The following is a 15,377-nucleotide window of genomic DNA, read 5'->3' on the forward strand; positions in this document are numbered from 1 at the left end:
AGGTGAATATATGAGCTGGAAAGGTTTAGTAGCAGGTCTTGGCGTTGGGTTCGCAGCTGGTTATTTCGTTGCAAACAAAGTACAAGAACAATCCCATATTTCTTCAGAAAAAGCATTGAAAATGGTGAAACAAGCATTAAGTCATAAAGGTGAAATTACTGGCTCTTGGGTACATATGGTTCCAGAGACATTTGAAAAATATGATGTCGCATACGAAGTTTATCGTGGCGGTCTTACAACGATGTTAGATGATATACAAGAACGATTTGAATTTTTAGTTGATGCTAAAACAGGTACTGTTTTAGAGGTTATAGCAGCATAAAAAGGAGGGTTCCCATTAGGTGAACCTCTTATTTTTTGAAAAATTGCGGATAGTGATCGAAATTATATCAGCGATTTTTTAAATATATCGGCGCAACTCGATTTATATCAGCGATTCCTCAATTATATCGGCGCAACTCAACTTATATCAGCGATTTCCAAAATATATCGACTTACCAACAAAAGCCGACACTAAAAAGAGGTCGCTCCAGCAAATATTCTGGAACAACCTCCTATTTTTATGCTTCTATACTCGTTTTTCTCTCTATCTTTTCTACGATATGCCCTTCCTCATTCCACTTTACTGCACGATAATACGCGTCATGGTAAAACGTAAACCATGCCTCTTTTTCTGCACCATACTTCATCCACTTTTGCTTATTTTCAATCGATGTCATCGGATAATCATCATAAGCCATTACCCATAATACATTTTGATGTGCGTGCGTCGGCAAGAGGTCTGCTAAATGCAGCATCGTTTCCCCTTTGCTTTCTAAAGCGATGACTGCATGTCCATCACTATGACCGCCTGTATGCGCCATTTTTATTTCATCCGTAATTTCTATTTCTTGCTGAAATGTAACAACTTGCTCTACAATCGGCTCCCAATTTTCCTTCCAATACGTATTACGAGATCTAATATTTGGGTTCCTCATTTCATTCCACTCTGTTTCACTTACATAAACTTTCGCATTCGGAAACGTCGGTACAAGTTGCCCCTCTTTCCATTTCGTTAAGCCAGATGCATGATCAAAATGAAGATGTGTCATTAAAACGTATCGAATATCTTCAGGCTTTAATCCTAATTTGTCTAATGATTCATAAACCGATGATTCTTCCGTTACACCTTGATTTCGTTTCATCTTCTCATTCAATTTACCGTTTCCTATTCCGGAATCAATGAGCATATTACCGTCTTTCGTTTGCAAAAGTAACGGATCTGTTCGTAAATAAATATGATTTGTATCATTATGTTTATATTTACGTGACCAAAGTACTTTCGGTACAACGCCAAACATTGCTCCTCCATCTAAATGTGTATTCCCGCCCTTTAGCCATGTCACTTTTATATCACCAATTTGTAACTGTTCCATTTTTTCATCCCCCTTTTCTTTCAATACTAACATAAAATTCTGATTATTTTAGATACAAAAAACCTATGCATTACTGCATAGGCTCTGTACGATATTTTGCTTCCACTCGGTAAATACGATGACCTTTACTAGAGAATTTCTCTTCGTACTCAGTCATGATGTTACCTTCAAAGTCGCTGTTATGAAGATCTAAGCTTAAGTAAGTTAGTAACATACCATACTCAGCCATACTCATAATAGAATATTCAAATAAACCTTGGTTATCTGTTTTGAAATGAATTTCTCCGCCTTCTACTAACACTTCTTCATAATTGCGTAAAAACGTTTTATACGTTAAACGACGCTTCGTATGACGTTTCTTTGGCCATGGATCTGAGAAGTTTAAATAAACGCGATCAATCTCACCTTTTGCAAAGAAAACTGTTAAATCTTCAGCATCTTTATTAATTAACTTTAAATTCGGTACTTCTTCTTCAATTAATTTATCAAGTGCATCTACAACAACACTTGTGAATTTTTCAATTCCAATATAATTAATATGTGGATTCGCTTTCGCCATATCATACATAAAGCGGCCACGACCTGTACCTACTTCAATGTGAATGGGTTGCTCATTTCCAAATACTTCTTTCCAATTACCAGCGCGCTCCTCTGGGTTTCCGATTACGATATGTGAATACTCATTAATTCGATCCATTGCATATGGTTTATGTCTTAAACGCATAGATGTTTCCCTCTCTTTACATAGCTATTTTAAAGGAATAATTCCTTCTTTCTGTTTTAATCAATCTACCAAACAAAAAACCAAGTACGTACGAGCACTCGGTCCGTTTCTTTCAAGTATAAGATGTACCATTTTGATAAAAACTACATACAGCATTAAACATTCCATGACGAAGCAGCTTTTTCTCTTACATTCCGAGAAGAGAAAAACAATCGAAAGGATGATCCGTTCATGCCAATTAGTCAACAACATCAATTAGAAGTGCTGAAAGATATTTTAGTCAATCACCAAAGTGATTGCTGCGGGACAGTTTCTGAATGCGAACAATTAGAACGCCTCATTCAATCGTTACTCGCAAACGATAATATAAGTAGTGATGCTAAAGCAATGCTAAACGATGTATATTCTTATAGTCAATCGGGTAAATCTTCCTCTAATTTGGACAACCACATTTCCAATAATCAAGAACAACTTACTCAGTGGATTGCTGGAATGGACAATTTTTCTTAAATATTACTCTGAAGCAAGTAGTTGCTGTAAATATTGATGCCAATATTCAGCTTCTGCTTGCTGCTTTTTTGTTGTATGCCATTGAATAGACAAAATCGTTTGTGCTATTACATACCATCTCATACGTCTAAGCAGCGATTCATCCATTTCAATATCATAATAACCGAGCCACTCACTCCATTCATGGCGCGGAATGTACCAATATAATAACATACCAAGGTCTAGAGCTGGGTCAGCAATTACAGCTCCATCCCAATCAATTAGAAACAATTCATCTTCATCCGACAATAGCCAGTTGTTATGATTTACATCACAATGGCATACAACGAATTCATTGTATTCAATATCTTTTAATGAACCCATTAAATATTGAAGCCCTCGCTGAATTGTTTCATCATCCCTTATATCTCCTCTTAAAACGAGTTGCAGTTGTTGTAATAACTCTTGTGCGTGAAGCGGCTGCTTCCCAAGTCTTTGAATCATCTGTACAAGTGCTTTAGAGGAGTGTATTTTCTTCAAAAGTTTTGCAACACGTTCTAGTTTCATATCCTCTGGCTCTAGCTTCTGTCCCGGAAGCCATTTTTGAGCAGAAATTACATCACCGTTTGTTACCCTTCTTGTCCAAAGTAATTTTGGAACAATTCCTTCTGCTGACAATACCGCTAAAAAGGGCGATGTATTCCGCTTTAAAAATAACTTCTGTTGTCCGTTTTGCGCAATATATGCATCGCCCGTTACTCCACCAGCCGGTACAAGACTCCACTCTTTTCCTAATAATTGTTCCAACCATTCCATATTCATTACCCGTTAACAAATCCTTATCTTTTATAGTTATGAAAAGAAAAACCGCAACATTTCTACACATGTTGTGGATTCATATATATTTTACTGTAAATGAAAAGAAAATTTGGCATAAGCCAAAAACTCTCTATTATTTTACAAAACCAGTCCTAGAATGACAACTTATCAAAATCGTCACCTTTGTCAATTCTACATTTATTACATTCTCATCGTCAAGTAGCGATTTGTCACATTATCGTCAATATATACGTGCTAATTGGAGCGAGCCTAAGTTCCTTTCCTCTAAATGAAGAAATTGGCTCTATTTTCGCTTGCTTTTCGTTTACTAACACATGCCATGTTTCTTCTTTCGGAAGTTGCACCGTTTTAGCTTCTAAACCGCTATTAAATAAAACGACAATCTCTTTCCACGGTCCAAATGATTCTGCATGCTGCAAATGGTATGCAAGTACTTCTGGAGATGTTTGCAAAAAAGTCATGTACTTTTTTATAAGGTCTGCGCTTTGAAATCGGAATGCTCCGTGCTCTTTACGAATCGCAATTAAACCTTTTATATAGTTAACGGTCTCTATCTCTTTCTCTTTTCGATCCCAATCTAATTGATTAATTTCATCATTTGCATTATAACTATTTTCATTTCCTTGCTTCGTACGATAAAACTCTTGCCCAGCATGTAAGAAAGGGATACCTTGCGACAGAATCACCATTGCAGTTGCTAGCAGGTGACGTTTTTTCAAAATCTCTTCTGACTCTTCATTACTGCGCATTAATTTATCCCACATCGTCATATTGTCATGACATTCTACATAGTTAATGCTTTGCACAGGCTCTAGAAACAAACCTGTTTCTTTCATACTCAAAAGGCTTCCTGATGCTATATACTGCAAATGATGACAGTCTACATGCCCACCAAATGCAAAACCACGTTTATTTATATGAAAGGTACTCCCTTTTATCCCATCACGAAATTGATCATTAAATTGCGCAATATACGGCATTTTTTTTGCATTATTTAATGTCGCTTTTTCCTCTAGAGGAAGTGGTGTTTGTAAATCCCATCCTTCTCCTAATAACAATGCATCTTTCTTTATGTTTCGCACTTCTTTTTCTATTATATTTATTGTATCAACATCTAAAATCCCCATTAAATCGAACCGGAATCCATCAACATTGTATTCCGTAAGCCAGTATAAAATAGACTCTACAATGAATTTCCTCATCATTTTCCGTTCAGATGCTATATCATTTCCGACTCCCGTCCCATTAGAAGGCATACCATTTTCACCATGACGAAAATAATATCCTGGGACAAGCTTTTCAAATGATGATAACTCTCTTTCATACACATGATTATATACAACATCTATAATCACCCTAATGCCGTGCTCATGAAATGTTTCAATCAACTGTTTACACTCTATTATCCTGTTATACGGGTCAGTAGGGTTTGTAGCATAAAATCCCGTAGGCGCATTGTAATATAATGGATTGTAACCCCAATTATATGCAGAGGAAGGATTCGCCTCATCTACACCACCGAAACAATATAAAGGCAATAGTTCAACATGTGTAACACCCAAATCTTTTATATGAGACAAACCTGTTAATGTCCCATTTCGCCCTGTTGTTCCTTCTTCCATTAGCCCTTTATATGTTCCTTTTTTACTCACTCCACTGCCCTGATGAATAGTAGCATCACGAATATGCAGTTCATACAATATGACATCTGTCATTGCTTGTAATGGTGGTAATTGCTCTCTTTTTGTTACATTTGTTTTTTCCAAATCGATAACAACACCGTACTTCCCATTTACAGTCACTGATTTTGCGTAAGGGTCCACTGCTTCATTCCATATTAAATTAATACAAACAAGAAATGTATACTTTGCTCCAGCTAAATCGCCTTGTAACGTATAAGCCCATACCCCATTTTCCCCTCTGTACATTTCATAATCGGTATATTCTTTATCACTTTTATAAATCCTTACTTTCGCAAGCCTCGCAGTTGGAGCCCATACTTTAAATGTAGTTGCTTCTTTTTGATACACGGCCCCTAAATCTGTACCTTCGTAATAATACTTTTCATCAAAAATCGCTGTTCTTATGACAGCACCTATTTGTAAATCTGTTTCTTCATTCCGTTCATCTCGTACTGTATAATACTTCCCCACATCTAGCGGCTCTTCTATAAAGCACTCATACTTCGTTGCATCCGGAAGCGCAATCGTATGAGCAATCGGTAAATCTTTCACGTTACTTCCTTCTTGTAAACGAAATGTCCGACTTGTTCCATACGCATGTGGGAGCAAAATTGTAATTTTATGCATTTCATCTAAATAGGCATCAAATGGACGTTTTACTTTCAACATAAAAAAATCACCATCATTCTTAAAGTTAAAATGAAACGAGCTGCAAATGATAAGGCTTTTCTTACCAGCGAAGCCCTATACAGTAACACATTATTCTCTATAGTATATTCACCTGTATAAAAAACGTTTTCATACATTCTATTTTTGTAATTTTATTTCAGCAATCGCTTTATACTTCGGCGCTTCTTTCACGTGAGATTCGTATAAAGTAATCGTATCTGCTTGAAATGATATTTCAGGCATTTCCTTTATATGTTCTAAATCATACTTTTCTTCTCCTATCCATTTACGAGCAACAGTAATATGCGGATGATATGGGCGCGTTTCTAAAGAAAATCCATTCCCTTCACAAATAGCGTGCACTTGCTTTTGTAATAGAAACAAATTTTGATTCTCGCTTACCTTTGCCCAAAAAATACGCGGCCTATCTTCCATACCGAACGTTGAAAATCCTTGTAACGTGAACGATAGTTCCTTTGTTTCTGTAAGTGTTTGTAATCCATTCTTTATTCCTTCTAACTGTTCCTCTGTCGCACTACCTAAAAATGAAAGGGTAATATGGTAGTCTTCTTTATGTACCCACGAACGAAATGGTAATTCCTCCTGCATTTCCTCTCTATAGTTAGACAGCACTTCTTTTATATGATTTGGTAACGTAATCGCGACAAAATAATGCGGCTCCATGTACATCTTCTCCTTCTTTCTATTGTTGCTTTTCTTTCTTATCTCATTCAGGTAAAAAGAAGCCGCCCTCCAAAATAGAGAGCGGTCATTATTTATATATCCATTATTTCGCTAATTCATGAATTGCTTGCGCGTAAATTGCTGTTGCTTTTAATAAGTCTTCAATTTCAATATACTCATCTTTTTGATGCGCAAGTTCTTCCTTTCCAGGGAACAATGGGCCAAATGCAACACCAGCTTTTAAGGAACGAGCGTAAGTACCACCGCCGATTGCTAATAGTTCCGCTTTCTCGCCTGTTTGTTCTTCGTATACACGTTGCAGCGTACGAATTAACACGTGATCTTTATCGACGTGATGCGGGCGAGAGTTTGAATAATCCGCCACTTCAAATCCATGAGTACCAACATATTCTTTTAAATTCGTAATCATTTCTTCAAAGTTAGTCGTAACCGGGTAACGTACATTTAATCCTAAATTACCACCGTTCTCTTTCGTATAAGAAAGGCGACCGACATTCACTGTTAACGGACCGCTAATATCGTCTTTATAAGAAATACCAGCTTTCTCTCCTAAAATATCTCCTGTAAATGTTTCTGTTACAAACGATGCAAACGAAGCACCTTTTCCATCAAGAGCAACTTTCGTTAAGAAGTTTGCCAGTAATAAACCTGCATTCTCACCCTTCTCCGGAGTAGATCCGTGAGCTGAAATCCCTTTAATTTGCAATGTTACCGTATTACCTTCTACAATTGCTTCACCTATTTTTTTAGCAGTTTGTAAATACTCTTCATATGCTACTGTAAGTGCATTTACATCTTCTCCTGTAATAATCGCTTCTGCAAAATCAGGAACCATATTTAAACGGCGACCTGATTCAAATGAAACAAGTTCATATGTACCTTTCTTCTCTTCACTACCATTTTGCACAACTTGTATATCAGAAATTCCTTTTTCCGCATTAATAATTGGAAAGTCCGCGTCTGGCGCAAAACCGATTGTTGGCATTTCTTCGTTTTTAAAGTAATGATCTACACATTTCCAATTGCTTTCCTCATCTGTTCCTAAAATCATACGAACACGTTTTGAAAGAGGTAAGCCTAATTCTTTCACAATTTTCATCGCATAATAGGCTGCCATTGTTGGGCCTTTATCGTCAATTGCACCACGTGCAAAAATCTTTCCGTCGCGAATATCTGCACTATATGCAGGAGTTGTCCAGCCATCTCCCTCTGGTACAACGTCAACGTGACAAAGAATACCTACTAACTCTTCTCCTTGTCCCATTTCAAGATGACCTGCATACCCTTCTAAATTTTTAGAAGCAAAACCTTCAGTTTCTCCTTTATGTAACATGAAAGATAAAGCTTTTTCTACACCTTCACCGAATGGTGCGCCTTCTTTCGCCGATTCTTCTTCCCATACACTTTTAATTTGTAAAAATTGTTGTGTATCACGAATTAAATCATCTTTTCGTTTTGCAACTTCTTCTGTCCAATTAATCGCTGACATCACGCATCCATCCTTCACTATATCGTTTCTTTCATCATAACAAACCGAAATCTCTTATGCCATATATGAAAACCAAATACCGAACAATTGTAATATTTCAGATATTTCTCATTAGTTTTTCTTTTATTTTTTCAAAAAAATTTGCAGGAATTTGGCGTTTTACGTAGAATTTTATGTGTTAGTTGACTGACCATATATAAAATGTCAACTACCAATATTTTTCTATATGAATATTTGTTAAACTTTTGTAAAATTTAAGTAGATTAAAGCATGAATTTTATCATGTAGAGTACAATGGTAGTAACGACCTTCTTTCCTGAATGGGGTCAAAAAAACTAGTAGAGGAGTGGTTTTCTCTTGAAACCTACAACTACTCGTATGCTAACACGCATTAAATCAATTTATATGTACATCAATGAAAACGGAACGGTAACGACGAAAGACCTTGTAGATGAGTTCGGGATCACACCGCGAACGATACAACGTGATCTAAATGTGTTGCAGTTTAATGAACTCGTGTATAGCCCTTGCCGCGGTAAGTGGACAACAACAGGAAAGAAAGTGAGAATGACCTCATAACGAAAAATAATTGTATGTAAATAAATACATACCCCTTTCTAACTCATTAGAAAGGGGTCTTTTCTGCGCCTAAAACAGCACTATTTCTCAGTATCTACTTGGTATGTTTTTAACATTTCTACTTCTTCATCTGATAGCTCTCGGTATTCTCCAAGTTCTAGCTCTTCATCTAATACTAACGGTCCCATCTCTGTTCTCTTTAGATAGACTACTTTTTTCCCTACCGCTTCAAACATACGCTTCACTTGATGGAACTTTCCTTCTGTAATAACAAGCTCGATTTCAGAAACATCATCGCTTTTTAATATAGTAAGTGCCCCGGGCTTTGTTTCATAGCCATCATCTAAAATAACACCTTTAGCAAACTCTTTTACATCCTCTTCTGTTACTACTCCTGCAACGTGTGCATAATATTTTTTCGGCACATGCTTTTTCGGAGATAACAATTGATGCGATAACTTCCCGTCATTTGTTATCAATAAGAAACCTTCCGTATCAATATCAAGTCGTCCAACTGGGAACGGATCAAAGATTGCATCTTCTAACTCTAATAGATCTATTACCGTTTCATGATTATCATCTTCTGTCGCTGAAATAACGCCCTGTGGTTTATGCATCATTAAGTAAACAAACTCTTTATATTCCACAACTTCACCGTGAATCATAACCTCTTGTTCTTCTACATTTACATGAACCTTTGCATCTTTCACTGGCGTTCCATCAATTTTCACAACGCCGTCTTTCAATAATTTCTTTACTTCTTTTCTACTTCCATATCCCATATTCGCTAATAATTTATCTAATCTCACGTTTTTCACCTTCTTTATTTATCATAGAAAAGGGGACGTAATTACGCCCCTTTTGATTTCAACTTTATTTTGAATCTATTGCCAAGTTTACGTTGAATTTTTTCTAACGCTTCTCCGCCAAATACTCTTTCAAGTACTCCTGTGCGAATTGCTAACAATCCGTAAACAAGACCACCAATACCCGCACAAACCACAACTGTAATAAGAGCACCCATTCGGCCATCAGGCGAAATCATGAAGGATAGAATCCACTGTGATAGTTTTACAGCAACGACCATTACAAGTGTTAATACTGCAATTTGGAAAGTTCTCTTATATACAACACCGAATGAATAGTGTGCATGTTTTTTGATTTGTCGATTCGTATACCATACGGAAGCTAAGAAGCCAACTGCAGTAGCTAAAATCGCTCCGACTGTACCAAAATAACGAATAAAGATTACGTTACATACAAATTTCAAAATAACACCCATTATAAGCGCAATAATCGCATGCTTTTGCTGGTTAATACCTTGCAGAATTGCCGCTGTTACTGTAAATAAAGCGAATAACAACGCAACTGGTGCATACCACATTAATACTTGTCCACCTAATGGATCTGAGTCATAGAACGCTGTATAAATCGGATATGCAAGTGTTGAAATACCGACAACTGCTGGCAATGTTAAGAACATATTTGCCTGGAATGTTTGTGTAATTTGTAATTTTAAATAACGATATTGCTTTTCAGTAAATGATTTTGTAATCGCTGGTACAAGCGTTAAACTAAACGCAGTCGCAAGTGATACAGGAATCATAATTAATTTATGCGTCCACATTGTGAAAATACCAAGCGCTCGCTCTGCAATATCTCCTTGACCAATCGCCTGCATAATTGAGTTAAATGTTAATGTATCAATTTGTTGATATAAAGGAATTGTTAATCCAATTACAACGTAAGGAATCGCGTACGCAAACAATTCTTTAAACAATTGAACAGTGCTCACTGTCGATTCTGGTGCAGTTTGTTCAATTAAATATTGATCCAAATGTTTTTTACGTTTTAACCAGTACCAAATGAGTACGCCGAGTGCTCCAACCGCTGAAACGAACGCAGCAAATGTCGCTACTCCAACTGCTGTTGCAACTGTACCGCCAAGTACTTTAATAACGATAAAACTACCGGCTAATAAAAAGACGATACGAATAATTTGTTCAATAATTTGCGAAACAGTAGTCGGTCCCATCGATTGGTGACCTTGGAAATAACCACGAATTAAACTCGCTGCCGGTACAACAATAAGCGCAAAACTTACAAGACGAATAATCGTCGTAACTTCTCCTATATTACTGTGTACACTTTGTTTACCAAGCATTGCTTCTGCAAAAAACGGCGCCGTCATGTACAGTACTAGGAATGAAAGGACTCCTGTTACTATCATCATAACCATTCCCGAGCGGAACATTCTCCGGCTCGTTTTATAATCACCAAGCGCATTATATTTGGAAACGAATTTTGAAACAGCAAGCGGCACCCCTGCCGTTGCAATACTTAAAAAGATCGTATATGGAATGTATCCATATGTATAGAGCGTTCCGCCTTCTGTCCCTACTAATGCATGAAACGGAAAGACGTAAATCATGCCTAAGAACTTCACTAAAAATGTCCCTAGCGTAACGATGAGCGTTCCGCGCAGAAATTTCGAATCGGACATACAAAAATCCTCCTACATCTACATAAAGTGAAACTTTAATCAGTGGGGCGTTCTTCCCCACTGATTATTAGTTGAACCAACCGGGCATTTACGGGCAGTTAATCTCCCGCTGAACTTTAAGGCGGGAGTCTTACTGCCCGTTAATGCGGGGTAAAGTGAAACTATAATTAATTGAACTATTCGAGCATTCGAGAGCTATTAGACTTCCCCTAACTCTTAAGGTTTTAGTCTTATGGCCCACAAATAGCAGGATAGTGCTGAACTCTAACTTTTGTATTGTACCACAATTCTCTCCTTAAGCAGTACTTCACTCTATTTTTCTTTTAAGGGAAAACATGCTATTCTTTTAGGCAGGAAATGTAGAAAATGAGGTCGATATATTATGCATTATGATGTTATTGTCATCGGCGGCGGGCCTTCTGGGCTAATGGCTGCAATCGGTGCTGCAGAAGAAGGCGCAAGCGTCTTACTTCTTGATAAAGGAAATAAACTAGGGCGTAAACTTGCGATTTCTGGTGGCGGTCGCTGCAACGTAACGAACCGTCTACCACTTGATGAGATCGTTAAACATATACCAGGAAATGGCCGCTTCTTATACAGCGCTTTTTCTATTTTTAATAATGAAGATATTATTACATTCTTCGAAAATCTCGGTGTAAAACTGAAAGAAGAGGATCATGGCCGCATGTTCCCTGTTTCAAATAAAGCGCAATCGGTAGTAGACGCACTTTTAACACGATTAAAAGACTTAGGTGTAAAAATCCGTACGAATACACCTGTTGAAACAATTGAATATGAGAACGGTCAAACGAAAGCAGTTGTACTAAAGACTGGTGAAGTGTTAGAAACAAATCACGTCGTTATCGCTGTTGGCGGAAAATCAGTTCCTCAAACTGGTTCTACTGGAGACGGATATGCTTGGGCTGAAAAAGGTGGTCATACGATTACAGAATTATTCCCAACAGAAGTACCAATCCTTTCAAACGAACCATTTATTCGAGACCGTTCATTGCAAGGACTCGCTTTACGAGACGTAAACTTAAGTGTATTAAACCCAAAAGGAAAAGCTATCATTTCTCACAAAATGGACATGCTCTTCACTCATTTCGGGTTATCTGGTCCTGCTGCCCTTCGCTGTAGTCAATTCGTTGTGAAAGCACTGAAAAAGTTCAAAACGAATACAGTGCAAATGAGCATCGATGCATTGCCAGAAGAAAATAGCGAACAACTATTCCAGCGCATGCTGAAACAAATGAAGGAAGATCCGAAAAAGGGAATTAAAAACGTGTTAAAAGGTTATGTTCCTGAGCGTTACTTCCTATTCTTATTAGAAAAAAATGAAATTGACGGTAGCGAACAAGCTGGACAAGTTTCCCACGAAAAGATTCGTGCACTTGTGAAAGACTTTAAAGAATTTACTGTGAATGTAAATGGTACGCAGTCAATTGAAAAAGCATTCGTTACTGGTGGCGGTGTATCCGTTAAAGAAATTAACCCGAAAGAAATGTCTTCTAAATTTACGAATGGCCTATACTTCTGCGGGGAAGTTCTTGATATTCACGGTTATACTGGTGGCTATAATATTACATCTGCTCTCGTTACTGGAAGAATTGCCGGAACAACAGCCGGAGAAAACGCGAAAATGCAGTATTAAAAAAAAGAAACAGGGATTCCTGTTTCTTTTTTTATAGGTATATCAGCGATTCCACAACAACATATATTGACTCACCGACAAATGCTCATTCTCCTTAAATTCCTAGTGCTTTTTTATTGCTTTATATACCTTAGTACCTTTATATTTTATATTGTTGAATATTTGAAAAAGGGTAAGGGGAAAACATATGAGAAAAAAAGTCATGATGTCTTTAATGCTAATGACGTTTCTTTCTGCGGTAGAAGGAACGATTGTTAGTACAGCAATCCCTCGTATAACGAGTGATTTGTCAGGCGTCGAACTTGTTAGTTGGGTATATGCAATTTATATGCTTGCAACAGCTGTTTCGACTCCAATATACGGAAAGCTCGCTGATTTATTCGGTCGTAAAAAAGTTTTACTAATCGGGGCTACAATCTTTTTAGTCGGTTCTGCACTTTGCGGAGTCGTTACATCGATGGAACAATTAATTTTCTTCCGCGCTCTTCAAGGTATCGGTGCTGGTGCTGTTATGCCAATCACAATGACGATTATTGGAGACCTATATAGCGAAGCGAAAGACCGCGCGAAAGCACAAGGCTGGATGAGTGCCGTTTGGGGTGTATCTGGTGTTATCGGACCGTTAGTAGGCGGATTTTTAGTGGATTCTCTTTCATGGCGTTATATTTTCTTCTTAAACGTTCCATTCGGAATTATCGCTTGCTTAATGATTGTCATTTACTACAAAGAATCTATTAAGCCCGCTAAACACCATATCGACTATCTTGGTGCAACAGTCTTCTCACTGAGTACAATCGCTCTACTATATGCATTATTAACAGGTAGCAGCAAGCAAAACTGGGGAGACATAACAATTATCGGCCTATTAATCTTCGCCGTCGTTTCATTCATTATTTTCTTATTCATCGAGAAAAAATCTCCGGAACCATTAATTCCGCTATCCCTTTTCTCTAACCGTACATTATCTACGATAAACATATTAACGCTTATTGCTGGCGCAATGATTATTAGTATTACAATGTACCTTCCAATTTGGAGCCAAGGTGTATTAGGAAAAAATGCGACAGAAGCCGGACTTATTTTAATGCCAATCCCGGTTATGTGGACATTTGGCGCTATTTTCTCTGGTAACTTAGTAGGCAAATTAAAAACGAAACAAATCATTTTACTTGGAGCTAGCATTTTATCAGTCGCTACGTTCTTATTATTTACACTATCAACAAATTCACCATCGTTCCTTATTTATGTAGCAGTCGGATTATTCGGCTTAGGAATGGGGCTTGTGACACCGATTTACATGGTAACAATTCAAGCCGCCGTACCAGCTCATACACGCGGAACAGCCGTTGGTTTAAACACATTTATTAATACATTTAGTCAAACGTTAGGTGCTGCAATATTCGGTACAATTTTCAATACGATGATTCACGCACGTGGTATTAAAAACCTTGATCTTGTATCTGGCGGACACGGCGGAACTACAGCAAACGTAGTAACCGAATCGCAATCCGCATTAGCATCAAGCGTACACGTCATTTATATGAGCACTTTCGTATTAGCAGTATGTACATTAATTATCGCTTGGCTTTTATTAAAGCCAGCTACACAAACAAGTGAGCAATAATAAAGAGGATGACCATTTTGGTCATCCTCTTTTATTATTCATTCTCCACAATATGTTTCAGCATGGATAATTTATTATCCCAAAAACGTTCATAATACGATAGCCACTGTTGTAATTCCTCTAATGGTTCTGGATGCAAGCGATATATCTTCTCTCTTCCGCTTTTTCTTCCGCTTACTAAATTCGCTTCTGAAAGAATATGAAGGTGCTTTACAACCGCAGTACGACTCATCGGAAAATGATCCGTTATTTTGGAAATCGGTAACTCTTTATCACTTAATAACCGTATTACTTCTCGGCGGGTTGGATCAGCAATTGCTTGAAATACATCATATTTCGCTGCTGATGATGACATTTAGCCTTCGACAACCTTTTTCAGTTTTTCATTTACAATCGCTACCCAGCCTCCGCTCATTCTATCACGAATAATAGAGCTCTTCGCATTCGCTTTCGGAAGAATTTCATCAGGATGTTTCCAGCCGCCGTGAATTAACGTAAATTCTGTTTTGTTATCTCCTAAGTCTTTCAAATTAAATGAAACGACCCAGCCATCTGTATCCCATGAGAAAGATAGGTGGTTTGGTTCATCAATTTCTAACACTTTACATGGTGATGGTCCAAACGGTGATTGCACATGAAATTCATGTCCCACCTCTAATTTAAAATCATTTGGCATAAACCATGATGAAATCCCTTCTGCAGTTGATACTACATTCCATACTTTTTGAATAGACGCGTTAAAAACGATCGTTTGTTTAATATCATTTAATGTATGTTGTTCCATTTTCATTCTCCTTTATTCGGCACTCAAATATAACACCTTTTGGTTGTATTTAGATAATATAACACCTTTTAGTTTCATGTCAACGCTAATTCTTTTACTGTTGAGAAATTCTCAACATTTTTTCAACAGGACAAACACCCTCTGAGCATTTCTTCATAATATACTCACAAAGGCAACAAAAAATAAAAAATTCTCTCAACATGAAACTCCATCATTCATC

Annotated in this window: 15 protein-coding genes; 5 read left to right on the plus strand and 10 right to left on the minus strand. The window is 37.3% G+C overall.

What is annotated here, in order from left to right; all coding sequences use genetic code 11:
* Positions 1–10: 10 nt before the first annotated feature.
* A complete protein-coding gene (locus ATN06_RS23955) occupies positions 11–322 on the plus strand; it encodes a PepSY domain-containing protein (protein WP_000118537.1) in 312 nt (103 codons plus the stop codon).
* A gap of 238 nt (positions 323–560) precedes the next feature.
* On the opposite strand, the gene ATN06_RS23960 is transcribed toward ATN06_RS23955, so the two are convergent.
* Complete coding sequence (locus tag ATN06_RS23960; RefSeq protein WP_060632583.1) at positions 561–1,415, minus strand: YtnP family quorum-quenching lactonase; 855 nt, start codon at positions 1,413–1,415, stop codon at positions 561–563.
* A 70-nt stretch (positions 1,416–1,485) separates the two neighbouring features.
* Positions 1,486–2,139, minus strand: coding sequence for a tRNA (guanosine(46)-N7)-methyltransferase TrmB (trmB, locus tag ATN06_RS23965; protein WP_060632584.1), 654 nt, complete (start codon positions 2,137–2,139; stop codon positions 1,486–1,488).
* Between the two features lie 231 nt (positions 2,140–2,370).
* On the opposite strand from trmB, the gene ATN06_RS23970 reads away from it, so the two are divergent.
* Positions 2,371–2,649 carry a YtzH-like family protein gene (locus tag ATN06_RS23970; protein WP_060632585.1) on the plus strand — a complete coding sequence of 93 codons (279 nt, stop codon included), beginning with the start codon at positions 2,371–2,373 and terminating at the stop codon, positions 2,647–2,649.
* Between the two features lie 3 nt (positions 2,650–2,652).
* On the opposite strand, the gene ATN06_RS23975 is transcribed toward ATN06_RS23970, so the two are convergent.
* The 4 genes from ATN06_RS23975 to pepV form a co-directional block, all read right to left on the minus strand.
* The gene (locus ATN06_RS23975; RefSeq protein WP_060632586.1) at positions 2,653–3,450 is read right to left on the minus strand and encodes a phosphotransferase family protein; all 798 of its coding nucleotides are present in this window, start codon (positions 3,448–3,450) and stop codon (positions 2,653–2,655) included.
* A 227-nt stretch (positions 3,451–3,677) separates the two neighbouring features.
* Entirely contained in the window at positions 3,678–5,819 is a 2,142-nt protein-coding gene (gene pulA / locus ATN06_RS23980) for a type I pullulanase (protein WP_060632587.1), read from the minus strand.
* Positions 5,820–5,957: 138 nt separating this feature from the next.
* Entirely contained in the window at positions 5,958–6,503 is a 546-nt protein-coding gene (thpR, locus tag ATN06_RS23990) for an RNA 2',3'-cyclic phosphodiesterase (RefSeq protein WP_060632588.1), read from the minus strand.
* A 103-nt stretch (positions 6,504–6,606) separates the two neighbouring features.
* A complete protein-coding gene (gene pepV, locus ATN06_RS23995) occupies positions 6,607–8,013 on the minus strand; it encodes a dipeptidase PepV (RefSeq protein WP_060632589.1) in 1,407 nt (468 codons plus the stop codon).
* A 357-nt stretch (positions 8,014–8,370) separates the two neighbouring features.
* Between pepV and ATN06_RS24000 the strand changes: the two genes are divergently transcribed.
* On the plus strand, positions 8,371–8,592 hold the full coding sequence (locus ATN06_RS24000; protein WP_000805512.1) for a DeoR family transcriptional regulator: 222 nt from the start codon (positions 8,371–8,373) through the stop codon (positions 8,590–8,592).
* Between the two features lie 80 nt (positions 8,593–8,672).
* On the opposite strand, the gene ATN06_RS24005 is transcribed toward ATN06_RS24000, so the two are convergent.
* Both ATN06_RS24005 and ATN06_RS24010 read right to left on the minus strand, forming a co-directional pair.
* Positions 8,673–9,401 carry a pseudouridine synthase gene (locus tag ATN06_RS24005; RefSeq protein ID WP_060632590.1) on the minus strand — a complete coding sequence of 243 codons (729 nt, stop codon included), beginning with the start codon at positions 9,399–9,401 and terminating at the stop codon, positions 8,673–8,675.
* A 41-nt stretch (positions 9,402–9,442) separates the two neighbouring features.
* Positions 9,443–11,095, minus strand: coding sequence for a putative polysaccharide biosynthesis protein (locus ATN06_RS24010; protein ID WP_060632591.1), 1,653 nt, complete (start codon positions 11,093–11,095; stop codon positions 9,443–9,445).
* A 382-nt stretch (positions 11,096–11,477) separates the two neighbouring features.
* Here ATN06_RS24010 and ATN06_RS24015 point away from each other — a divergent pair, with 382 nt between their 5' ends.
* Positions 11,478–12,749 (plus strand): BaiN/RdsA family NAD(P)/FAD-dependent oxidoreductase, encoded by a 1,272-nt coding sequence (locus ATN06_RS24015; RefSeq protein WP_060632592.1) that lies wholly within the window; start codon positions 11,478–11,480, stop codon positions 12,747–12,749.
* A 187-nt stretch (positions 12,750–12,936) separates the two neighbouring features.
* On the plus strand, positions 12,937–14,373 hold the full coding sequence (locus tag ATN06_RS24020; RefSeq protein ID WP_060632593.1) for an MDR family MFS transporter: 1,437 nt from the start codon (positions 12,937–12,939) through the stop codon (positions 14,371–14,373).
* A 34-nt stretch (positions 14,374–14,407) separates the two neighbouring features.
* On the opposite strand, the gene ATN06_RS24025 is transcribed toward ATN06_RS24020, so the two are convergent.
* Positions 14,408–14,728, minus strand: a complete 321-nt coding sequence (locus ATN06_RS24025) for an ArsR/SmtB family transcription factor (protein ID WP_060632594.1) — start codon at positions 14,726–14,728, stop codon at positions 14,408–14,410.
* A complete protein-coding gene (locus tag ATN06_RS24030; protein WP_060632595.1) occupies positions 14,729–15,163 on the minus strand; it encodes an SRPBCC family protein in 435 nt (144 codons plus the stop codon).
* Between the last annotated feature and the right edge of the window lie 214 nt (positions 15,164–15,377).

Origin of the sequence: Bacillus thuringiensis (assembly GCF_001455345.1) — a bacterium.
GTDB classification, from domain to species: Bacteria; Bacillota; Bacilli; order Bacillales; family Bacillaceae_G; genus Bacillus_A; species Bacillus_A thuringiensis_N.